Below are 19,817 nucleotides of genomic sequence, written 5' to 3' on the forward strand. Positions count from 1 at the left end.
TGCGGATGAAAATGAAAGGGTCGAAAACCCGATTAGAACGTTACCCCGGCCACCAGCACGATGTTGCAGTACGGCTGACATTCGCCTGTACGAACAATCGCCCGTGCCTGTCGGCTGAGAACCTTGAATTGCTCATGCTTCAGCAGATCACGCCGACCGAGGGCGCCCTCTTCTTGCAACTCGTCCAGCGCGACCAGCGCGGTCGGCTGCTTGTCGAGGATTTCGTTGGCCAGCACATGGCTTTCCACCTGCATCTCGCTGAGCACGACTTTCAGGGTACTGACGAAATCCGGAACGCCGTGGGTCAGCGCCAGATCAATCAATTCAACGCCAGGCGGAACCGGCAGTCCGGCGTCACCGATGACCACCATGTCACCATGGCCCAGGGAGGCGATCAGCCGCGACAACGCGACGTTGAGCAGAGGTGTCTTTTTCATGCGGGTTTGAACGCCTGTACGTCAGACATGGTTGGAATGGAAGGTTGTGCGCCGGCCCGGGTCACAGACAGCGCTGCAGCGACTTGCCCGTAACGGATCGCCTCGGCCTCGGATTTGCCACTGGCCAGCGCCGCGGCAAAACCGCCGACGAAGGTATCGCCCGCAGCAGTGGTGTCGACCGCCTGCACCTTTGGCGCCGGAAAATGCTCGAAACCTTTGCCATTGGCAAACAGTGAACCTTGCGCACCGAGGGTAATGATGACCTTGCCCGCGCCCATTGCGATCAACTGGCTGGCCGCGCTTTCTGCGCTTTGCAGCGAATCGACCGGCAGTCCGCTCAACGCGGCCGCTTCACTTTCGTTGGGGATCAGGTAGTCGATGGCGGCAAACCAGTCTGCCGGTAGCGGACGACTGGCCGGCGCCGGATTGAGGATGACCGTCTTGCCCAGCGCACGTGCGCGTTTGAGCGCATGCCCCACCGTTGCATCGGGGATCTCGAGCTGGCAGATAATCACATCGGCCGCCTGCAGCACCGCATCAAAGCGGTCGATTACCGCCGGGGTCATTGCACCGTTGGCGCCGGCAACGATCACGATGGCGTTCTGACTGTTGTCATCGACTACAATCAGCGCAACGCCACTGGAATCTTCAACCGTGCTCACCGCCTGACAATCGATCTGCTCGGCCAGCAATGCCTCACGCAATTGCACGCCGTAGTCATCGTTGCCAACACAGCCGACCATCGCGACCTGTGCACCCAGGCGCGCAGCAGCGACTGCCTGATTGGCGCCCTTGCCGCCGGACACGGTGGCAAAGGAATGACCGATCAGCGTTTCACCACCCTTGGGCAGCCGTGGCGCCCGGGTGACCAGATCCATGTTCAGGCTGCCTATTACCACTACATTTGCTGGCATACATCACTACTCGTCAATTCGGTTTCAGCGGTACTCGGTGAACACGCCGGACAGCGGCGCAGTCGATTCGCGCAAGACAATACTCGGGGTCACGATCCGTTGATCGGTAACCAGACTCGGGGTAGCAATCCTTCGCAGCAACACTTCGGCAGCCATTTCGCCCAACTGCAGGATCGACTGGCCGACCGTGGTCAGTGCCGGGTACACATAGCGACTCATCTGGATATCGTCGAAGCCGATCACCGACAGCTCGCTTGGCACGCGGACATTGCGTTCGGCCGCCGCGCGCAGCACACCGATACCGATCATGTCGTTACCGGCGAAGATCGCGCTCGGCGGATTGCTTTCGAGCAGGGTCGCCGCCGCGTTGTAACCGCCAGTGCTGGTGAAATCGCTTTCCAGCATGCGCTCGGGGCGCACCGTGACGCCCGCCTCTTTCAGCGCCCGGCAAAAACCGGCCTGACGCATTTGCGCCACGCTGGTGCTCGACGGACCACCGATGGTGGCGATGTCACGATGGCCCAGCTCCAGCAGGTGCCGCGTCGCCAGATAAGCGCCATATTCATGGTCGATGCGCACCAGATCGGCATCCACGCCATCCAGCCCGCGGTCGACAATGACCATTGGCGTTTTCACCCCGGCCAGCCCTTGCGCAAGTCCGATGTCGCCACCGGCGGAGGCGACGATCAGGCCGTCGATGCGTTTTTCCAGCAGCACACGCAAATAACTGCGTTGTTTATCCGGGTTGTCGTCAGAGTTACAGAGGATCACGCAGTAGCCGTTACGCTCGCAGTAATCCTCGATGCCCCGAGCCAACTCGGCAAAATACGGGTTGAGGCTGTTCGGCACCAATAAGCCAATGGTCGCAGTGGTCTTGGCTTTCAGCGAACGCGCCACCGCACTCGGCACATAGTCGAGGCTTTTGATGGCGGCCTCGACCTTCAGCCGCACTTCCTGGCTGACCGGGCGTGTCTTGTTCACCACATGCGAGACGGTCGTGTAGGAAATCCCCGCGAGCGCCGCCACATCCTTGATCGTTGCCATCTCTTAGCCCCGTCGACTGGCGCGGTGGCTGCGATAGGTATCGAGCACCACCGCGATGACAATCACCGCGCCGGTGATGATGCGCTTGGTCGGCTCGGTCGCACCGATCTGCGCCAGACCGGCGGCCAGTACCGAAATGATCAACACACCGAAAAAGGTGCTGATCACCGAACCACGGCCACCCATCAGACTGGTGCCGCCGATGACCACGGCGGCAATCACCTGCAGCTCCAGGCCGGAGCCGGCATTCGGGTCTGCCGCTTCCAGACGGGAAATCTGGAACAGTGCGGCGATCCCGGCCAGCAGCCCCATCAGGCTGAACACCAGAATCTTGTACGGTTTTGGATTGATCCCGGCCAGCCGCACCGCTTCTTCGTTGGTGCCGATACCAATCAGGTAACGACCAAACACGGTGCGGGTCAGCACAGCTTGCGCAATAAAGATCACCAGCAAGGCAATGATGAACGATGGCGAAATACCGAACGCGATCGGATTCGACAGCCAGGCAAACGAATCACCAATGTAAGCGGTACGCGAACCGGTCATCTGATACGCGAGGCCTCGGGCCATTTCCAGCACGCCGAGCGAAACGATGAACGACGGAATGCGCCACGCCACGGTGATCGAACCGGTCACCGTACCGGCCAGTGCCGCCACCGCCATACCCAGCAACGCGGCTGGCAACACACTCCAGCCCCAACCGAGAATCGCCACGCTGACTGTCGAGGCGGCAAGCGCCAGCACCGAACCCACCGACAGGTCGATGCCGCCGATGATCAGTACAAAGGTCATGCCCACCGCCAGCACCATCAGATCGGGAATCTGGTTGGCCAGCGTGCTGAAAGTGTCATAGGACAGAAAGTGGCTGCTCATCATCGAGAACAGCGCCACCATCGCCAACAGGGCCCCGGCCAGGCCCAGATAGGTGCCCAGTCCGTAGAAATTGCCACTACGTTTGCCGGCGGAAGATGCAGTTTTCATGGGAGATCCCTAGGCGCCGCTTCATTGAGCAACGCATCACGTTTTTGATAGCCGGCGAACGCGGCGGCAAGCAAATCATCCTGGGTCCAGCTGTCGCGCTCGAAGGTATCGATCAGACGCCCTGCCGACAGCACACCGATCCGGTCACAGATCAGCATCAGTTCGCGCAGGTCACTGGATACCACCACCAGCGCCTTGCCCTGGCGCGTCAACTCGCCCAGCAAGGCATAGATATCGAACTTGGCACCGACATCGATGCCGCGGGTCGGCTCGTCGAACAACAGCACCGAGCAATCACGCTCCAGCCAGCGGCCGATCACCACTTTCTGCTGATTGCCGCCGGACAATTCCGACACCAGTTGAGTCGGGCTGGAACTGCGGATGCGCATGGCATCGATCTGACGCTGCGCCAGGGAAATTTCGTCGCTGGCATTGACGATTCCTGCTCTGGAAATCTCCGGCATGTTGCCCAAGGCGATGTTGGCGCTGATCGACTGACTGAGCAGCAAGCCTTCGCCCTTTCGGTCTTCGGTGATCAAGGCAATGCCATGGTTCACCGCATCAACCGGCGAACGCACACTGACCACCTGCGCCGGCGAACCCAGCGCAATCGTGCCGCTGTCGGCCAGATCGGCGCCGAAGATCAGTCGCAGCAATTCGGTGCGCCCTGCCCCGATCAGCCCGGAAATCCCGAAGATCTCGCCGGCACGCACTTCGAAGGAAACATCGCGCACCTTGTCGGAGCGGGTCAGGCCCTTGACCGTCAGTGCCGGGGCGCCAATCTTGCGTGGGCCCATGTCGATGTGTTCGCCCAGTTCGCGGCCAACCATCAAGGTGACCAGTTGCTCGCTGTTGTAGTTGGCCATCGGTTCGACGCAGACCAGATTGCCGTCGCGCAGCACGGCAATGCGTTGCGCGACTCGCGCCAGTTCTTCTAGACGGTGGGAGATATAAATGATCGAGACACCACGTGCCTGCAAGCGAGTGATCTGCTCGAAGAGCATTTCCACTTCACGCGCGGTGAGCATCGCGGTCGGTTCATCGAGGATCAGCACATGGCAATCGCCGATCAGGTTGCGCGCGATCTCGACCATCTGCTGATGGCCGATACCCAACTCACCGACCAGGGTGTCCGGATCGATGGCATCGAGGCCAACCTGCGCCATGGCTTCGATGGCGGCTTTGCGCAATTGCTTGCGACTGATCCAGCCGCCGTTGCTGGGCAGGTTGTCGAGAAACAGGTTTTCCGCCACCGACAGGGTCGGCAACAGATTGAGTTCTTGCATGACCATGCGCACGCCAAGCTCTTCGGCCTGGGTACGACTGCCCGGACGGTAGTCCTTGCCCTGGAATTGCATCTGACCGGTGGTGGGCGTAACCAGCCCCCCAATGATCTTCGACAGCGTGCTTTTACCGGCGCCATTCTCACCGGTCAGCGCCAGCACTTCACCGCGCATCAGCGTCAAGTCGATGCCTGTGAGCACCGGTTGCGCATAGGTCTTACCGATACCGCTGACCGAGAGGACAGCGTTCGGGGCGGAAACTGACATAAAAAACTCTCCATGCGCTCGTCGGGACGGACGAGCGCCGTTGTGTCGCCGGAAGACTTACTTGGTGACCAGCTCGACTGGCGTTTCGATCACGCCATTGGCGCCGCTGTCGACTTTCTCGCCCTTGAGGATTTTCAGCGCGGTCTCGATACCGAACACGGCCTGTTTGGCAGCGAACTGATCAGCCGTCGCCAGCACACGACCGTCCTTGAGCATCGGCTTGATCGCATTGATATTGTCGTAGCCGACCACTTGTACCTTGCCTGCCTTGCCGGCAGCACGCACAGCGGAAACAGCGCCAACGGCCATGCTGTCGTTACCCGCCAGCAGCGCCTTTACATCCGGGTATTCGCTGAGAATCGAAGCAGCAACCTTGTTGCCCTTGTCGATCTCCCAGTCACCGGATTGCAAGGAGACAACCTTGATCTGCGCCGCCTCCATCGCATCCTTGAAGCCTGCGGTGCGTTGCTGGGCGTTGGTGGTGGTGGACACGCCTTCGATGATGCCGACCTCGTCACCGGCCTTCAGTTGCTTGGCCAGGTATTCGCCGACCAGACGCGCACCTTTGCGGTTGTCCGGGCCTACGAAAGGCACGCTGATGTTTTTGCTTTTGACGATCTGCGGATCGAGCTGGTTGTCGATGTTGATCACGGTAATGCCGGCATCGACGGCTTTCTTGATCACCGGCACCATGGCTTTGGAATCGGACGGTGCGATGACCAGCGCGTTGACCTTGGCCAGAATCATCTGCTCGACGATACGGGTCTGGCCGGCGGTATCGGTCTCGTCCTTGATGCCGTTGGAGATCAGGTCGAAATCGGCGGAGTGTTCTTTCTGGTAGGCCTTGGCGCCGTCTTCCATGGTCAGGAAGAATTCGTTGGCCAGGGATTTCATGACCAGTGCGACTTTGGGTTTTTCCGGGGACTCGGCGAAGGCCGAAGAGACAGGTAGTGCGGCGGCTGCAGCAGCCAGCATAGCGACAGCAAGAAGACGTCCAGCGAATGGCAGCTTCATGGGTTCACTCCGATCTTATGATTATTGTGAGCAACGCTCGCGCTGGCGTAAGCTTCAGCGCTCTCTTCCGGATAATGATGCACCGGGGAAGCCGCGCAAACGTTTGCGTAGACCGAACTATGCGAATCCCGCCGACATTTGTCAACAATCAGAAATCGTCGTTTATGGCAGGAGGACGAGTCTTGTGACTCGCCTCTCATTGCTTAGGCCGTGGTGCTGACCAGGTTGCCGCTGGTGGAATCCTTGGACATTTCCTTGACCAGTGCCGCGGCGACTTCCATCAGCGCACCGCTGGTTTGCGCGATCTGCCCCTGAACGGACATGACGGCCTGCGACTTGGCCTCGGGCGTCGGATAGCTCGCAGCCTGGGCCGCCGCCAATTGCTGTTGCTGCTCCTGCAGTTGCTTCTGCAATTCCTGCATGCGCTTGAGCAGCATTTTCACCGTGACGCTCAAGTTATTGCCGCTGTCAGCGCTGTCCGCCTTTTCGGCTTCCTGTGCCGGACCACCGGTGCGGACTTGATTGCTCTGGTCTTTTTCAACGCCCAGCGCTTCGGCAGAAGCGTCCTCTTCCGCCTGACTCATTGCGTTGATTGTCGCTGCGGTTTTACCGCCGATGGTGACTGCACCAGGGTTTGAAAAACCGATCGTCAGTGACATGTGAACTCCATAGGTTTTCAGTTTCCTTGAACACCCATCGGCCTGCTCGCAGGTTTCTTTAACAACAAATCCACAAACGGCATGCGGATTTGTTCGCCAGAAGCCGTCGCCCTTTCGGAGAGCCGAACACGAGAGCCTCCATTGTTCGGAAACCCGGATAAACGATTCACCCTGAAATTAATCACTCCACAAAATCTTGATGTAAATCATCAAGTTAAACATTTCTCTCACGCAAAGTACGGCTGGTACAGATCCTGCTCCGTTCACCGCACCCCGAGTCTCCAGATCGACCCGGGGCGCATCTAGATGAACCTGCATCAGCACCGTCTCACTACTAGAGAGAAAAATAATGAAATCTGCTTTCAACACCTTGGTTCCGGGCGCTTTGGCCCTCCTCCTGCTCCTGCCCACCGCCCTCCAGGCAAAAGAAGTCGAAACCCAGACCAAACTCGCCAACGTCGTGGTGCTTGCCACGGGCGGCACCATTGCCGGTGCCGGCGCCAGCGCAGCCAACAGCGCCACCTATCAGGCGGCCAAGGTCGGCATTGAACAACTGATCGCCGGCATCCCCGAGTTGAGCAAACTGGCGAATGTGCGTGGCGAACAAGTCATGCAGATCGCCTCGGAAAGCATCACCAACGACAACTTGCTGCAACTGGGTCGCCGCGTATCCGAACTGGCCGACAGCAAAGACGTCGATGGCATCGTCATCACCCACGGCACCGATACTCTGGAAGAAACCGCGTACTTCCTGAACCTGGTGGAAAAAACCGACAAGCCGATCATCGTGGTCGGCTCGATGCGTCCGGGCACCGCCATGTCGGCGGACGGCATGCTCAACCTGTACAACGCCGTGGCCGTGGCCAGCAGCAAAGAAGCGCACGGCAAAGGCGTACTGGTGACCATGAACGACGAGATCCAGTCCGGTCGTGACGTCAGCAAAATGATCAACATCAAGACCGAGGCGTTCAAAAGCCCTTGGGGCCCGCTGGGCATGGTGGTCGAAGGCAAATCCTACTGGTTCCGCTTGCCGGCCAAGCGTCACACCATGGATTCGGAATTCGACATCAAGAACATCAAGAGCCTGCCTGACGTAGAAATCGCCTACTCCTACGGCAACGTCGACGACACCGCTTACAAGGCTCTGGCCCAGGCCGGCGCCAAAGCGATCATCCATGCCGGTACCGGTAATGGTTCAGTGTCTTCGCGCGTAGTGCCGAGCCTGCAAGCCTTGCGTAAAGATGGCGTGCAGATCATCCGCTCGTCCCACGCCAACGCCGGTGGTTTCGTCCTGCGTAACGCCGAACAGCCTGACGACAAGTACGATTGGGTGGTCGCTCACGACCTGAACCCGCAAAAAGCCCGCATCCTGGCCATGGTCGCCCTGACCAAAACCAACGACAGCAAAGAGCTGCAACGGATGTTCTGGGAATATTGATTGCCCCTCGCCTGAGCCTTTCCGGCTCGGGCAGCATGCTCACCACTCGCCTGCGGCGGGTGGTGCCGCCATCTACGCCAAGCGCGACTTTTTCGCACAAATTAATCGACCCGACCTACACCAAAACCGGAAAAGCGCTGTCAGAGGATTTTCTTGAATTTTAAGCAGTTGCGAAAATGCCTACAGTTAAATACTGTATGCCCGTACAGCTTAATAAGGATAACCTCGTGGCCACCTCTCCTGATGCTCCTGACGCTTACGAACGCATGGGTATGCGCGTTCAGAAAATCATCAATTCCCCTACCGCACAAAAAGCCAAAGCAGCACTGATCTTCCGTCTGCCGGACGAGCCTGTGGATGCATGGGAGCAACTGCTCGAGGAAATCGACGAAAACGACAACGTCACACTCGCCTATCGCGACGATGGCGGCGTGCAGATTTTTTGGGTTGTGCCGAAGGAAGATTGATTCAATGAGTGTCCGCTGTTTTGCCTTGCTGTTGCTGTTCATCGCTTTTGGCGCCCAGGCTGGCGCACCCCGCACTTTTACCGAGGCTAAAAAGGCCGCCTGGAAACTGTATGCACCGCAGTCCACCGAGTTTTACTGCGGGTGCAAATACACCGGCAACAAGGTGGATCTGAAGGCTTGCGGTTATGTGCCACGCAAAAATGCCAAGCGTGCTTCGCGCATCGAATGGGAGCACATCGTCCCGGCGTGGGAATTCGGCCACCAGCGCCAATGCTGGCAATCGGGGGGACGCAAGAACTGCACCCGCTATGACCCGAGCTATCAGAAAGCCGAAGCCGACCTGCACAACCTGGTGCCGAGCATTGGCGAGGTCAACGGAGATCGCAGCAATTTCAGTTATGGCTGGCTACCGGTGCAATCCGGGCAGTACGGCTCGTGCCTGACCCAGGTCGATTTCAAGGCCAAGAAGGTCATGCCGCGCCCGTCGATTCGCGGCATGATCGCGCGCACCTATTTCTACATGAGCAAGCAGTATGGCTTGCGCCTGTCGAAACAGGATCGGCAGTTGTACGAAGCGTGGGACAAAACCTATCCCGTGCAGGACTGGGAACGTCAGCGCAATCAGAGCGTGGCGTGCGTGATGGGACGCGGCAATGAATTTGTCGGCCCGGTAAACCTGAAAGCCTGCGGCTGATCCTCCAGCGCAAAAGAAAAGGCCTCGAACATGATGTTCGAGGCCTTTTTTGCTTTTAGCTTCCAGCTTTGTTGTAGCGCCAGTAACCCATCAGATTGAGTGACTCGCGGGGAATACCGCATTCCTTGATCATGTATTTGCGCAGGCGCATGACCGCAGCGCTTTCTCCGGCGATCCAGCCATAGAATCCTTGAGGGGCCGTGTTGGCGATCTCCCAGAGTATGTCTTTGTCGATATCGACTTCAGCGAGTTCGGCAGCTTGCCCGACCGAGGAATCCTCTGCCGGCAGGAACGCCTGCTGCACCGCCTCCACCATCAGCGTCCCAGCCACTGTGGCCAGCGCCTGATCGCGAACCAGCCACTGCACCGACAGCCCGGGCCAATCCGGTACCGGGAGCATGTCTGGCGCGCTGTCCACCTCAAAGTACGCCTGAGTCTGAGGCGGTTCAGGCATGGCAGCCAACTCGTCAAGAATGCCCATGGCGGCCGGCAATGCCGTGGCATCCGCCACCAGCAAAACCTCCTTGAGCAGCTGCGGCGGTTTCCATTCGAACCCTCCGGCGTCCTGTGCCGAAAAATTACTGTCGGGAGCGAGAATCTGCATCGACGCTCCCGGCTGCGCACGCAGCGCCCAGCGCGAAGCGGGACCGGTCTCGCCGTGCAGAACAAAGTCGATGTCGACCTCGCCCTGATCGGCGCGCAAATGACGAATGGTGTAGGTGCGCATTGCTGGCCGCCGGCTCGCCAGCATCGAACGAAAACGGGTGTACCAGCCCTCCTCCTGCACAAGCCTTGCAGGCGATCCATCTTCAGCAGGAAAGAACAGTTTGACGCGCTGATCAGGCGCCCAGGTGGCCATGTCACCTATCGAAGGGTCGGCGAGCGTGATCCGCATCATGTGCGGACTCACCAGCGTCTTGCGGTGCAGAACCGCATTGAAGAGTTTGTAGGGAGCGGCGGAAGCCATGCGGAGCTCCTTCAAGAAATCGTGGTTGACTCGTATAAGACGAATCGCCCGCGATGTCCTTTAGGCCGCTCCGCTGATGCGCTGCTTAAGGCGCGAGCGGATGCTCCACGATTACCGACTCGATATTCTGCTTCTTGGCCTTCACCAATGCTGCATCCACTTGCACCTTGCGCGCTTCAGCTTCGGCCTGCGAGTTGAACGGGCCAATCAGGATCCGCGTCTTGCCGCTGCTGTCCTTGATCACGGTCGGCACGAACGCATGCTCGATCAACCAGCCACTCAGGTCACTGACAGCCTGAGGTGTTTCACCGCGTACTTCGAGGTCCCATTGCGGGGCGGACGCTGCCGCAGGTGCGGCCGCGACTGCCGTTTTCGGCTTCTGCGCGTCTACACTCTTGCCTTCACCACATCCTGCCAATGCCAGTGCCGCGACCATCCAGACCAATTTGCGCACAACGCTTTCCTCGAAAATCACAAAGCGGCGATCTTAACATTCATAAATACTTCGCGAGGCCCGCAAAATGGGCACAAAACAACGAGATTGATGATTGCAGCCTCTGTATAGTTACGCCCTGGGAATTAATGCCGCATCTGCGCGTCAGAAAGAGGCACCCAAACCGTGAGACTTCGCACTAATCTATACGTACCACCGACCTCTGCACTGTCTGAATCAGGTGCCCTACAAAGCAATCAAGGAGAAGACCATGCTGATACTCACCCGCAAAGTCGGTGAAAGCATAAATATTGGTGATGACATTACGATCACCATCCTCGGCGTAAGCGGTCAGCAAGTCCGTATCGGCATCAACGCCCCGAAAAACGTTGCCGTGCACCGTGAAGAGATCTATCAGCGCATTCAGGCTGGCCTGACCGCCCCGGACAAGCCACAAACGCCCTGAGCCACCCCGCAGTCAGTAGCCAGTCCGTTTGCCTTCGCGTAAGACTGGCTAAAGATTCACGCGCCGTACTGCCATCCGCGCCCCACTCCGCTGGGCACGGCGCCTGACACCCCTCCTCGCCTTTACCCCCTCTTCTGCTGCAGCGCGATACTACCTGCGACTACCCAGGCTGGCTGTCAGACGTTTCCGAGAGAACACAGGGAATTGCTCCTTGTTAGCCGAACGTCACGCCGCGCGCCATGCCGCTAGCTGCAATCGCCATCAATACCAACAGCAGCGCCTCGACATGGCTGATCCGCGCGAACAGCTTTGCACGTCCGGTATCGAGCGCCTTGCCCCGCGCCAATGCGATCCGCCATTTGACCAGCGTGATCATCGGCGCCAGCTCTGCCAGCAGAATCAGCACGAACAACGTCATCTTCAAATGAAACAGCGGCTGGTGCAGATAGTAGTCAGTGCCCTTTTCAAAGCCACCGAAGGCGCGCATGCCACCGGTCACCAGCAGCACCAGCGCAGCAATCCCCCACAGATTATCGGCAAGCAAAACCCGCTTTGCTTCACCGACGCCAGCGGCCAGACGACTGAACGCCGTGCCTCGGGTCAACACGGCCCAGAAGCCCAGTGCAAAAGCCAAGAGATGAATCGCGGCGAGAAACCAGTGAACCAGCATCGACGAACTCCTTTGAGAAAGCCCTGGAAAACGCCAGTCAGTAGTAGTCGAAAAAAACCGGTTTCGCCCGCACGCGATAGTGGGGTTGGAAAGCTTCGCACTGGAAGCCGGGAGACAGAAAGCGCGATTCACCAAATCGCAGGCAAAAAAAATCCCAAGCAGCTGATGGAAGCTTGGGATTTAAAAATGCATAAACCGTGGTGGTGAACGCGGGGCAGATGTTACTGAAGTTCACGAACTGCAACAACATTTTTTTGATAACCGGTCGGTTAAAAATACCGGTAACCCCTTCAATATCCACACTTTTTCGACGGATCCAAAAAAGCACAGAACGCCATATCACTAGGTCGTGTTATTTCGAAACACGCTAAGCGCATGGGTAACGGAAGAGGTGAGGTGTCGAGGGAGCAGATAGAGCGGTGCTTTGAGGCGGGATCTTTGCAAAAGTTTTGCAAATCGCAGACAACAAAAAAGGGCCCACCTTTCGGTGAGCCCTTCCAGACCGCCCAGCAGAGCGGATTTTGTTTGGTAGGCGCGATTGGACTCGAACCAACGACCCCCACCATGTCAAGGTGGTGCTCTAACCAACTGAGCTACGTGCCTGCTGTGAGGCGGCATTCTACGGAATTCCGGAGGGGTGTCAACACCTTTTTTTCACCTAACCCTATGAATATGCAAAATATTTAATTTCGGGCCGGTGAAGAAGATTTTTCCGGTGGCTGGCGGAGGTTTTTCAACTCGGGTAGGATCGGCGCACTCGTAAAATATATTAAACAGAGGCTGCAGGATGGCGAACACCCCTTACCCAGAGTCTTATTACGCTGCGTCGGCCAATGCCGTACCGCCACGTCCGGCCTTGCAGGATGATGTGGAGACGGATGTCTGTGTGATCGGCGCCGGGTACACCGGGCTGTCCTCGGCGTTGTTTCTGCTGGAGAACGGTTTTCGCGTGAAGGTGCTGGAAGCAGCCAAGGTCGGCTTCGGTGCGTCGGGGCGTAATGGCGGGCAGATCGTCAACAGCTATAGCCGCGATATCGACGTCATCGAACGCACGGTTGGCCCGAAGCAAGCGCAACTGCTCGGGCAGATGGCCTTCGAAGGCGGCCGGATCATTCGTGAGCGCGTGGCCAAGTACAACATCCAGTGCGACCTGAAGGACGGCGGCGTGTTCGCCGCCCTCTCTGCCAAACAGATGGTTCACCTGGAATCGCAGAAGCGCCTTTGGGAGCGCTTTGGCCACACCCAACTGGAACTGCTCGATCAGCGCCGCATTCGCGAAGTGGTGGCCTGCGATCAATACGTCGGCGGCATGCTCGACATGAGCGGCGGCCATATTCATCCGCTGAACCTGGCGCTCGGTGAAGCCGCTGCGGTCGAGTCCCTCGGCGGCACCATCTATGAGCAATCGCCAGCCGTGCGCATCGAGCGCGGCGCCAACCCGGTGGTGCACACGCCGCAAGGCAAGGTCAGGGCCAAGTTCATCATCGTCGCCGGCAACGCCTACCTCGGCAATCTGGTGCCGGAACTGGCGGCCAAATCGATGCCGTGCGGCACTCAGGTGATCACCACCGAACCATTGGGCGATGAGCTGGCGAAAACTCTGTTGCCGCAGGATTACTGCGTTGAAGACTGCAACTACCTGCTCGACTACTACCGACTGACCGGCGACAAGCGCCTGATCTTCGGCGGCGGCGTGGTTTATGGTGCGCGAGATCCGGCGAACATCGAAGCGATCATCCGCCCGAAAATGCTCAAGGCGTTCCCGCAACTGAAAGACGTGAAGATCGACTACGCCTGGACCGGCAATTTCCTGCTGACCCTGTCGCGCCTGCCGCAGGTTGGGCGCTTGGGCGACAACATCTACTACTCGCAAGGCTGCAGCGGCCACGGCGTGACGTACACGCATCTGGCCGGCAAAGTGCTGGCCGAGGCATTGCGTGGTCAGGCGGAGCGTTTTGATGCGTTTGCCGATCTGCCGCACTATCCGTTCCCGGGCGGGCAGTTACTGCGCACGCCGTTTGCGGCGTTGGGTGCGTGGTATTACGGGTTGCGTGACAAATTGGGTTTCTGATCAGTTTTCTTGACTGCCAAACAACTGTGGCGAGGGAGCTTGCTCCCGCCGGGTCGCGCAGCGGCCCCTCTTTTATCTAGAAAGAAGGCCTGCTGCGCAATCCAGCGGGAGCAAGCTCCCTCGCCACAAGTATTTGCAGAATTCAGATCAGAGCTGGTCTCGGGCAATTCCGCTACGGATCCGCAAGATATCCGCCAGCACCGCCAAGGCGATCTCCGCCGGTGTCTTGCTGCCCAGGTTAAGCCCGATCGGCGCATGAATCCGCGCCAGTTCGGCCTCCCCCAGCCCACCAATCCTGCGCAGGCGCTCGAAGCGTTTCTGCGAAGTCTGCTGCGAGCCCATGACGCCGATGTAAAACGCCTCGGTGCGCACCGCCTCCATCATCGCCAGATCGTCGATGCGCGGATCGTGAGTCAACGCGACCACCGCGGTATCGCGATGACAACCGCCATCGGCGATGAACACTGACGGCAACTGTCGACGAATCTCCACGCCGTTGAGCACCACGCCTTCGAGCACTTCATCGCGCGGATCGCAAAGAATCACTTCGAAGCCGAGCCCGACCGCAAACTCGGCACAGGCCTGCGCCACGCTGGAGTAACCCGCCAACAGCAAGCGCTGGGCGGCACCAATGCGAATCCGCACCCGATCAATCTCGCGTTCGATGCGCGCACCCTGCTCGCGATCAGCGAACAGACTGCGCGCACCGCTGGCCAGATCGACCTCGCGAATCAAACGGCGCTGACCGAGCAGCGCCGATTCAAGCTCACGCAGATGCGCCTGCACCTCACAGTCGGCGTCAAATTTCTCTACCAGTACATCGAGAATGCCGCCACAAGGCAGGCTGACCCGCGAGCGCGGATCATCACCTTCGCCGTAACGCACCACGTTGACCGCATCGAGAAACGCACCTTCAGCGACGCGCTCAAGAAAGTCTTCCTCGACGCAGCCACCGGACAGCGACCCGATCCACTGGCCGTTATCGTTCACCGCCAGCAGCGAACCCGGCGCACGCGGCGCCGAGCCGTAAGTGGTCAGCACCGTGCAGAGCCAGATGCGCTGCCCCGCCACCGACCACTCCAGTGCCCGCCGCACAACCTGTAGATCGAGATGCTGCATGTCAGTGCGCCTTGTGCTCGACCGCCGGAACTTCCGCCTGCAGCTTCTGCACGTCGCTCACCGCCAGTTCTGCCGACTGGCCGCCCCAGCCTTGACGCAGGTAGTTGAGCAGATCGGTCAGTTGCTCAGGTTTGAGCTTGTCGGCGAAACCCGGCATTGGCTGCATGTGTTCGAACCCGGCGAATTTCTGCTCACCGATACCGTCCTCGATCACCCGCAGCAGGTTGCGCGGATCTTCCAGGCGCAGCGTGGTATTGCCACGCATGGCCACGGCGATGTGCGGTTTGCCTTCACCACCAGCGGCATGGCAACCGGCGCAGACGTTCAAATATTCCTGACGACCGCGCTGAGCGCTCGGGCTGAGTTTGTCCAGCGACACTTCAGTCAGCTCTTTGGCTACAGGTGGTTTGTCGCCAAGCAGGAACGTCGCCATCGCCGCCAGATCCTGATCGTTCAGGCCCTGGGTGCTGTTGTGGAACACCGGGAACATCTCGTTGAACATCGTGCCCTGGGCGCTCATGCCGTGCTTGAGGAACGTGCCCAGATCCTGCTGATTCCAGCCGCGCGCCGCCAGATCGGTAGCGAGCAGGCTCGGCGCCAGATAACCGTTGAGGATGCCGCCGGTCAGGCGTTTATCCAACTGCATCGCACCCGGCAGGCCACGTGGTGTGTGGCATTCGCCGCAGTGACCGAGCACCTCGACCATGTACTGGCCGCGCTTCCAGGCTTCGCTTTTGCCTTCGCCAGACTCCAGCTTCAAGGCTTTGCCGTACAGCATGTTCCAGCCGATCAGGCCCGGACGCACGTTGAACGGAAAGCTCAGGCTGGTGACCGGCGCGGCGCGCTCGATCGGCTCGATGGTTTTCAGGTATGCATGAATCGCATCCGAGTCTTCCCGCGGCATCAGGTGATACGAGGTGTACGGCATCGCCGGATACAGATTCGCCCCGTCGCGACGCTTGCCTTCGGTCAGCGCAGCGAAGAATTCGTCATCGCTGTACAGACCAATGCCGTGCTCTTTACTCGGGGTGATGTTGGTGCCGTAAATCGTGCCGAACGGCGAGACGATCGGTAGTCCGCCGGCAAACGGTGCGCCGCCCGGTGCGGTGTGGCACGCCATGCAATCGGCAGCGCGAGCAAGGTATTCGCCGCGCTTGACCTGATCATCAGCGTGAGCAAACAACACCGGCGCAGCCAGCCCGACCGCCAGGGTCAGGCGGGTCAATAGATGCTTCATGCTCAACCCTCCTTGACCAGGCCGAGATCGGTCAGCACGTTGCGCGTAGCGTTGTAGTAACGCACGTACCCGGTGCAACGGCAGATGTGATGACCGAGGCTGTCCTCGATGACTTTTTCCAGCTGGCTTTTGACGATTGGCTGGCGCTGCAGCTTCTCCACCAGCACCGTCGCGGCGTTGACAAAACCCGGCGCGCAGTAGCTGCACTGGAAGGCGAATTCGTCGACGAAACATTGCTGGATCGGGTTCAGCTCAGTGACCTGCCCTTGCTCGTCACGCTTGGCGTGAGCTTCGATGGTGCGGACTTTCTTGCCTTCGAAATAATGCGCGCCAGTGATGCAGGTGCGCACTTCTTCACTGGTGCCGTCCGGGTTGTCGACGATCACCACGCAGGCGTGGCAGATACCCTGGCCGCAGCCCAGGCGCGAACCGGTGAGGTTCTTGTATTCGTGCAGGTAGTCGATCATCGGCAGGTCATCAGGGATGTCCACCGGGCCGACGGATTGACCATTGAGGGTCAGTTGAAGCGGACGGTTAGCCATTGAGGGCCTCCTTGATGCGCGCAGCAGTGATTGGCAGATCGCGAACACGTTTACCGATGGCGTGCGCCACGGCGTTACCGATGGCACCGACCACCGGGATCATCACCACTTCGGCGATGCCTTTGGACGGATCGCTTGGCGACAGCGGTGGCAGAATCTCCGCGGTCTGCTTCCACACCGCCACGTGACGGGCCATCGGCAGGCGATAACGGTTGAAGTTCCAGTCACCCTCCCCCGGCCCGCCTTCGTACAGCGGCATCTCTTCCATCAGTGCGTGACCGATGCCCATGGCGATCCCGCCTTCGAGCTGGCCCTTGACCAGTTCTTCGACCAGCACCCGACCGCACTCGACCCACGAATGGTGGTTGAGCACTTCGACTTCCGCCGAGCCTTTGTTGACCTTCAGCTCGACCAGCGTGGCCACCGGGCTGTAGTAAGTCACAGCGGCGTTGTTCAACTGGACCACCGGGTAGTTGATGTTCTGTCGATCCAGCAGGTGGAAACCCGCCGTGCTCATCAACGCTTTCTTCGCTTTCGGCGCACCATCGCCGTACTTCACCGCCAGACCGTCGAGCGGCAGACGCTCGCGCACGCCGTCGATGCTGTATTCGGCCTCGGCCCAGCTCCAGCGATTGAACGCGTGCACGGTAGCGCCGGTCACCAGACCACGCTCGTGAGCGTGCTTGGCCAGTTCTTCGAAGCTCAACGGCTGCATGCCATTGGCGGTGAGTTTGCCGTCGACCCAATGCGCATCTTCGCGACGTACCACGTAAGGGTTGGCTTGTCCGCCGTAAGGGCCCTGACGCCAGATCTCCATGGCCGCCGGCCACAAACCGTTGTTGAACAGCACGCGCGCCGCTTCACGGGTGGCGTGGCTGAAGTAGTAAGCCGAGTTGGTGGCAGACGAAGCGGAGGCCAGTTTGCCGACCCAGCGCGGGTTGCGCAGCAGGTTGTCCTGCTCGGCCTGACTCATGATGTAAGGGTTGCCGCTGGTGATCAGCTGCATTTCCTGCCATTCGGTTTCGCCGGTCTTCACCTCATGTGCCGGGCTGCCGAGAAAATCGGCAACGACCAGTGCTTGCGAAGTGGACATGCCGGTGCCGATTTCGATACCGATGTGGCGCAGAGTGATGCGACCTTCAGCAGTGAATTCGATACTGGCCATCGGCGCTTCGGAACCGGTGCCGAAGTCTTTCTGGCAAATGGCGAAACCGACGCCGTACCAGTTGTCCGGGTCGGCGGCTTCGCGCTGCTTCTTGATCGCGTCGCGGTTTTTCCAGACTTCGTGCACCGAGGCCTTGTCGAGAATTTCGTGCAGGCGCAAGGCACCTGCCGGAATCGCGCCCTGGGTGTTTTTCATGCCCGAACGCAAGGCGTTCTTGCGACGCAGATCAATCGCGTCAACACCAAGGCGATTGGCGATTTCGTCGATCATCATTTCGGTCGCCGCCATGCTTTGCAGGGTGCCGTAACCGCGCATCGAACCCGCTTCAACACCACGCGAGTGGTAAGCGGTGACCTGCAGGTCGTTCTGCGGCATGTAGTAGATCGACTGCGCTGCGGTGGCACCGACTGCCGCTACCGACGGGCTGTAGTTGATGCGGCCGCCACCGTCGACGCTCATTTCGGCACGGAAAATCTTGAAGCTGTAGTCGCTCTTGTCCACTGCGAGCTGGTAGCGGATGTCGAACGGGTGGCGCTTGATGCCGCTCTGGAACTGCTCGTAGCGATCATTCGCCAGACGCACCGGCACACCGGCGCCATACAGCGCAGCGAGGGCCGCGTAGTAGACGAAGATGTTGTGGTCTTTGGAACCGTAACCCACGGTGTAACCCGGGTGCATGTTCAGGTTGGCCAGGCCGAAGCGCGACGGCGCGATCATTTTCGCGGTCTCGGTCGCAGCTTCCAGCGGGCACTGAGTAGCGACCACGAAGTGCAGGGTCTTGGTTTTCGGGTCGTACCAGCCGTTGCCGTTGTCCGGCTCCATCGCAGCCGGTTCGATCGACGGGGTCTTGTAGCGCTCGTCGAACACCAGCCAGTTGTCCGGCGGCGTGTCGATCTGCTGCTTCATGCGGTCAGCGTAGAACAGGCCGCGCTCGGTCAGATTGCCGTGCAGGTTCGGCTGGGAATTCCATACCGGGCGCCGGTTCTTCAGCATCGGGAACAGGATCGAATCCTTGAGGCTGGCGAATTCGTCTTCGTCGGCCGAAGTCGGGCCACCTACGCGCACGTAGCGGAAGCTGCCATAAGGGTCGCCTTCGTAGTACGGCACTTGTGCACCGTAACGAATCGCCTTGTCATTGAATTTGAGTTTGTTCTTGGCCTGACGAAAACGCTCGAAATCGTTCCAGATCAGGATCGCTACCGGGTGGCCGATGAACATCGGCACTTTGCCTTCCGGCAGCAATGGATCCGGCGCGTGTTCTTCCGGGAACACGATGCCGTCCTTGTCCAGATCGGCAGCGGTGACGATACGGTCAGGTTGCAAGTCGGCGCCAAGCCACGACAGGTCGTAGCCTTCGTAGATTCGGTCGGCCTTGATGGTTTTCAGCAGCATGGCGTGGCCTTGCTGCTCAGGCCAGCCCGGCATGTCCTTGGAGCGAATGTCGCGGGCAAACACTTTGTTGCCGCAGACCTTGGACAGGGCATCGTTACGTTGGCGTGCCTTGCCGTTGTTGCCGAGCCACTTCTCAGACGGCACGGTTACGCTGTTTTCCATCAAGGCAGCCAGCGCCTGACTGCTGAGCGGCGTGAGCGTGACGCTCACACCCGCCACCAGCCCGCCCTGGAGGAACGAGCGCCGGGATATATCACGGTTGGACATGGATCATCCTCTGGGCGGTTATGTGTCCGCCCTTCTGGTTATCTACTGGGAATCTCGAGTCTTGCAGAAGCCCTTCTTGGCGAAACAAAGGGCGTGTTGACAGTGCAAAGCTGACCGAAAGGTTAACTTTAAAGGTTTCTGAGCGTCCGGCAAACAACCAGTTACAAAAATTTGACTAAAGAATCAAAAAATCAATGCGACGTGGCACCGCAGCAGATCGCCGGGCAATTCGACAACCCCCTGTGGGAGCGGGCTTGCTCGCGAAGGCGTGGTGTCAGGCAGCCCTTTTT

General features: G+C 59.3%; 20 protein-coding genes and 1 tRNA gene. 5 read left to right on the top strand and 16 right to left on the bottom strand.

Going from position 1 to position 19,817, the window contains the following annotated elements; translation table 11 throughout:
• Positions 1-32 precede the first annotated feature (32 nt).
• The 7 genes from rbsD to CKW11_RS05360 form a co-directional block, all read right to left on the bottom strand.
• Positions 33-437, bottom strand: coding sequence for a D-ribose pyranase (rbsD, locus tag CKW11_RS05330; RefSeq protein ID WP_095136709.1), 405 nt, complete (start codon positions 435-437; stop codon positions 33-35).
• On the bottom strand, positions 434-1,351 hold the full coding sequence (rbsK, locus tag CKW11_RS05335) for a ribokinase (protein ID WP_095136710.1): 918 nt from the start codon (positions 1,349-1,351) through the stop codon (positions 434-436). The genes rbsD and rbsK overlap by 4 nt, the downstream gene beginning before the upstream one ends.
• 24 nt (positions 1,352-1,375) lie before the next feature.
• Complete coding sequence (locus CKW11_RS05340; protein ID WP_095136711.1) at positions 1,376-2,395, bottom strand: LacI family DNA-binding transcriptional regulator; 1,020 nt, start codon at positions 2,393-2,395, stop codon at positions 1,376-1,378.
• Positions 2,396-2,398: 3 nt separating this feature from the next.
• Entirely contained in the window at positions 2,399-3,376 is a 978-nt protein-coding gene (locus CKW11_RS05345) for an ABC transporter permease (RefSeq protein ID WP_095136712.1), read from the bottom strand.
• Positions 3,373-4,926, bottom strand: coding sequence for a sugar ABC transporter ATP-binding protein (locus CKW11_RS05350; RefSeq protein ID WP_095136713.1), 1,554 nt, complete (start codon positions 4,924-4,926; stop codon positions 3,373-3,375). The genes CKW11_RS05345 and CKW11_RS05350 overlap by 4 nt, the downstream gene beginning before the upstream one ends.
• Positions 4,927-4,983: 57 nt before the next feature.
• Positions 4,984-5,940 carry a sugar ABC transporter substrate-binding protein gene (locus CKW11_RS05355; RefSeq protein ID WP_095136714.1) on the bottom strand — a complete coding sequence of 319 codons (957 nt, stop codon included), beginning with the start codon at positions 5,938-5,940 and terminating at the stop codon, positions 4,984-4,986.
• Between the two features lie 203 nt (positions 5,941-6,143).
• The gene (locus tag CKW11_RS05360) at positions 6,144-6,599 is read right to left on the bottom strand and encodes a hypothetical protein (RefSeq protein WP_095136715.1); all 456 of its coding nucleotides are present in this window, start codon (positions 6,597-6,599) and stop codon (positions 6,144-6,146) included.
• Positions 6,600-6,948: 349 nt separating this feature from the next.
• Between CKW11_RS05360 and CKW11_RS05365 the strand changes: the two genes are divergently transcribed.
• The 3 genes from CKW11_RS05365 (at position 6,949) to CKW11_RS05375 (ending at position 9,198) form a co-directional block, all read left to right on the top strand.
• On the top strand, positions 6,949-8,037 hold the full coding sequence (locus CKW11_RS05365) for an asparaginase (RefSeq protein WP_095136716.1): 1,089 nt from the start codon (positions 6,949-6,951) through the stop codon (positions 8,035-8,037).
• Positions 8,038-8,234: 197 nt separating this feature from the next.
• Entirely contained in the window at positions 8,235-8,504 is a 270-nt protein-coding gene (locus CKW11_RS05370) for a DUF1654 domain-containing protein (RefSeq protein WP_371917862.1), read from the top strand.
• A 4-nt stretch (positions 8,505-8,508) separates the two neighbouring features.
• Positions 8,509-9,198, top strand: a complete 690-nt coding sequence (locus CKW11_RS05375; protein ID WP_003226397.1) for an endonuclease — start codon at positions 8,509-8,511, stop codon at positions 9,196-9,198.
• 55 nt (positions 9,199-9,253) lie between these two features.
• Here the strand turns inward: CKW11_RS05375 and CKW11_RS05380 are convergent, their stop codons facing one another.
• Both CKW11_RS05380 and CKW11_RS05385 read right to left on the bottom strand, forming a co-directional pair.
• On the bottom strand, positions 9,254-10,165 hold the full coding sequence (locus CKW11_RS05380; RefSeq protein ID WP_095136718.1) for a siderophore-interacting protein: 912 nt from the start codon (positions 10,163-10,165) through the stop codon (positions 9,254-9,256).
• A gap of 85 nt (positions 10,166-10,250) precedes the next feature.
• Positions 10,251-10,619, bottom strand: coding sequence for an SPOR domain-containing protein (locus CKW11_RS05385; RefSeq protein ID WP_095136779.1), 369 nt, complete (start codon positions 10,617-10,619; stop codon positions 10,251-10,253).
• 250 nt (positions 10,620-10,869) lie between these two features.
• Between CKW11_RS05385 and csrA the strand changes: the two genes are divergently transcribed.
• Positions 10,870-11,064 carry a carbon storage regulator CsrA gene (gene csrA / locus CKW11_RS05390; RefSeq protein WP_003179932.1) on the top strand — a complete coding sequence of 65 codons (195 nt, stop codon included), beginning with the start codon at positions 10,870-10,872 and terminating at the stop codon, positions 11,062-11,064.
• Between the two features lie 214 nt (positions 11,065-11,278).
• Here csrA and CKW11_RS05395 read toward each other — a convergent pair whose 3' ends face one another.
• From CKW11_RS05395 to CKW11_RS05400, 3 genes are all read right to left on the bottom strand, one after another.
• A complete protein-coding gene (locus CKW11_RS05395) occupies positions 11,279-11,734 on the bottom strand; it encodes a DUF2214 family protein (RefSeq protein WP_095136719.1) in 456 nt (151 codons plus the stop codon).
• Between the two features lie 37 nt (positions 11,735-11,771).
• A complete protein-coding gene (locus CKW11_RS27640) occupies positions 11,772-12,035 on the bottom strand; it encodes a hypothetical protein (RefSeq protein ID WP_143499929.1) in 264 nt (87 codons plus the stop codon).
• Between the two features lie 225 nt (positions 12,036-12,260).
• A tRNA-Val gene (locus CKW11_RS05400) sits at positions 12,261-12,337 on the bottom strand.
• Positions 12,338-12,521: 184 nt separating this feature from the next.
• Here CKW11_RS05400 and CKW11_RS05405 point away from each other — a divergent pair.
• The gene (locus CKW11_RS05405; protein ID WP_095136720.1) at positions 12,522-13,805 is read left to right on the top strand and encodes an FAD-binding oxidoreductase; all 1,284 of its coding nucleotides are present in this window, start codon (positions 12,522-12,524) and stop codon (positions 13,803-13,805) included.
• Positions 13,806-13,952: 147 nt separating this feature from the next.
• Here CKW11_RS05405 and CKW11_RS05410 read toward each other — a convergent pair whose 3' ends face one another.
• The 4 genes from CKW11_RS05410 to CKW11_RS05425 are packed head-to-tail and all read right to left on the bottom strand — an operon-like array spanning position 13,953 to position 19,527.
• Entirely contained in the window at positions 13,953-14,924 is a 972-nt protein-coding gene (locus tag CKW11_RS05410) for an XdhC family protein (protein WP_095136721.1), read from the bottom strand.
• A gap of 1 nt (position 14,925) precedes the next feature.
• Positions 14,926-16,161, bottom strand: coding sequence for a cytochrome c (locus CKW11_RS05415; RefSeq protein WP_095136722.1), 1,236 nt, complete (start codon positions 16,159-16,161; stop codon positions 14,926-14,928).
• Positions 16,162-16,163: 2 nt separating this feature from the next.
• Positions 16,164-16,703, bottom strand: a complete 540-nt coding sequence (locus tag CKW11_RS05420; protein ID WP_095136723.1) for a (2Fe-2S)-binding protein — start codon at positions 16,701-16,703, stop codon at positions 16,164-16,166.
• Complete coding sequence (locus CKW11_RS05425; RefSeq protein WP_095136724.1) at positions 16,696-19,527, bottom strand: xanthine dehydrogenase family protein molybdopterin-binding subunit; 2,832 nt, start codon at positions 19,525-19,527, stop codon at positions 16,696-16,698. Before CKW11_RS05425 ends, CKW11_RS05420 begins: the two co-directional genes overlap by 8 nt.
• Positions 19,528-19,817 lie beyond the last annotated feature (290 nt).

It is taken from the genome of Pseudomonas sp. Irchel s3a10 (assembly GCF_900187525.1).
Lineage (GTDB): Bacteria > Pseudomonadota > Gammaproteobacteria > Pseudomonadales > Pseudomonadaceae > Aquipseudomonas > Aquipseudomonas koreensis_G.

Bases quoted from the DNA above. Each gene is read 5' to 3' on its own strand.
- CKW11_RS05375 (WP_003226397.1), top strand. From the start codon at position 8,509: ATGAGTGTCCGCTGTTTTGCCTTGCTGTTGCTGTTCATCGCTTTTGGC.
- CKW11_RS05415 (WP_095136722.1), bottom strand. From the start codon at position 16,161: ATGAAGCATCTATTGACCCGCCTGACCCTGGCGGTCGGGCTGGCTGCG.
- rbsD (WP_095136709.1), bottom strand. From the start codon at position 437: ATGAAAAAGACACCTCTGCTCAACGTCGCGTTGTCGCGGCTGATCGCC.
- CKW11_RS05420 (WP_095136723.1), bottom strand. From the start codon at position 16,703: ATGGCTAACCGTCCGCTTCAACTGACCCTCAATGGTCAATCCGTCGGC.
- CKW11_RS05345 (WP_095136712.1), bottom strand. From the start codon at position 3,376: ATGAAAACTGCATCTTCCGCCGGCAAACGTAGTGGCAATTTCTACGGA.
- CKW11_RS05365 (WP_095136716.1), top strand. From the start codon at position 6,949: ATGAAATCTGCTTTCAACACCTTGGTTCCGGGCGCTTTGGCCCTCCTC.
- CKW11_RS05405 (WP_095136720.1), top strand. From the start codon at position 12,522: ATGGCGAACACCCCTTACCCAGAGTCTTATTACGCTGCGTCGGCCAAT.
- CKW11_RS05370 (WP_371917862.1), top strand. From the start codon at position 8,235: ATGCCCGTACAGCTTAATAAGGATAACCTCGTGGCCACCTCTCCTGAT.
- CKW11_RS05410 (WP_095136721.1), bottom strand. From the start codon at position 14,924: ATGCAGCATCTCGATCTACAGGTTGTGCGGCGGGCACTGGAGTGGTCG.
- CKW11_RS05340 (WP_095136711.1), bottom strand. From the start codon at position 2,395: ATGGCAACGATCAAGGATGTGGCGGCGCTCGCGGGGATTTCCTACACG.
- CKW11_RS05350 (WP_095136713.1), bottom strand. From the start codon at position 4,926: ATGTCAGTTTCCGCCCCGAACGCTGTCCTCTCGGTCAGCGGTATCGGT.
- csrA (WP_003179932.1), top strand. From the start codon at position 10,870: ATGCTGATACTCACCCGCAAAGTCGGTGAAAGCATAAATATTGGTGAT.
- CKW11_RS05380 (WP_095136718.1), bottom strand. From the start codon at position 10,165: ATGGCTTCCGCCGCTCCCTACAAACTCTTCAATGCGGTTCTGCACCGC.
- CKW11_RS05360 (WP_095136715.1), bottom strand. From the start codon at position 6,599: ATGTCACTGACGATCGGTTTTTCAAACCCTGGTGCAGTCACCATCGGC.
- rbsK (WP_095136710.1), bottom strand. From the start codon at position 1,351: ATGCCAGCAAATGTAGTGGTAATAGGCAGCCTGAACATGGATCTGGTC.
- CKW11_RS05355 (WP_095136714.1), bottom strand. From the start codon at position 5,940: ATGAAGCTGCCATTCGCTGGACGTCTTCTTGCTGTCGCTATGCTGGCT.
- CKW11_RS05425 (WP_095136724.1), bottom strand. From the start codon at position 19,527: ATGTCCAACCGTGATATATCCCGGCGCTCGTTCCTCCAGGGCGGGCTG.
- CKW11_RS05395 (WP_095136719.1), bottom strand. From the start codon at position 11,734: ATGCTGGTTCACTGGTTTCTCGCCGCGATTCATCTCTTGGCTTTTGCA.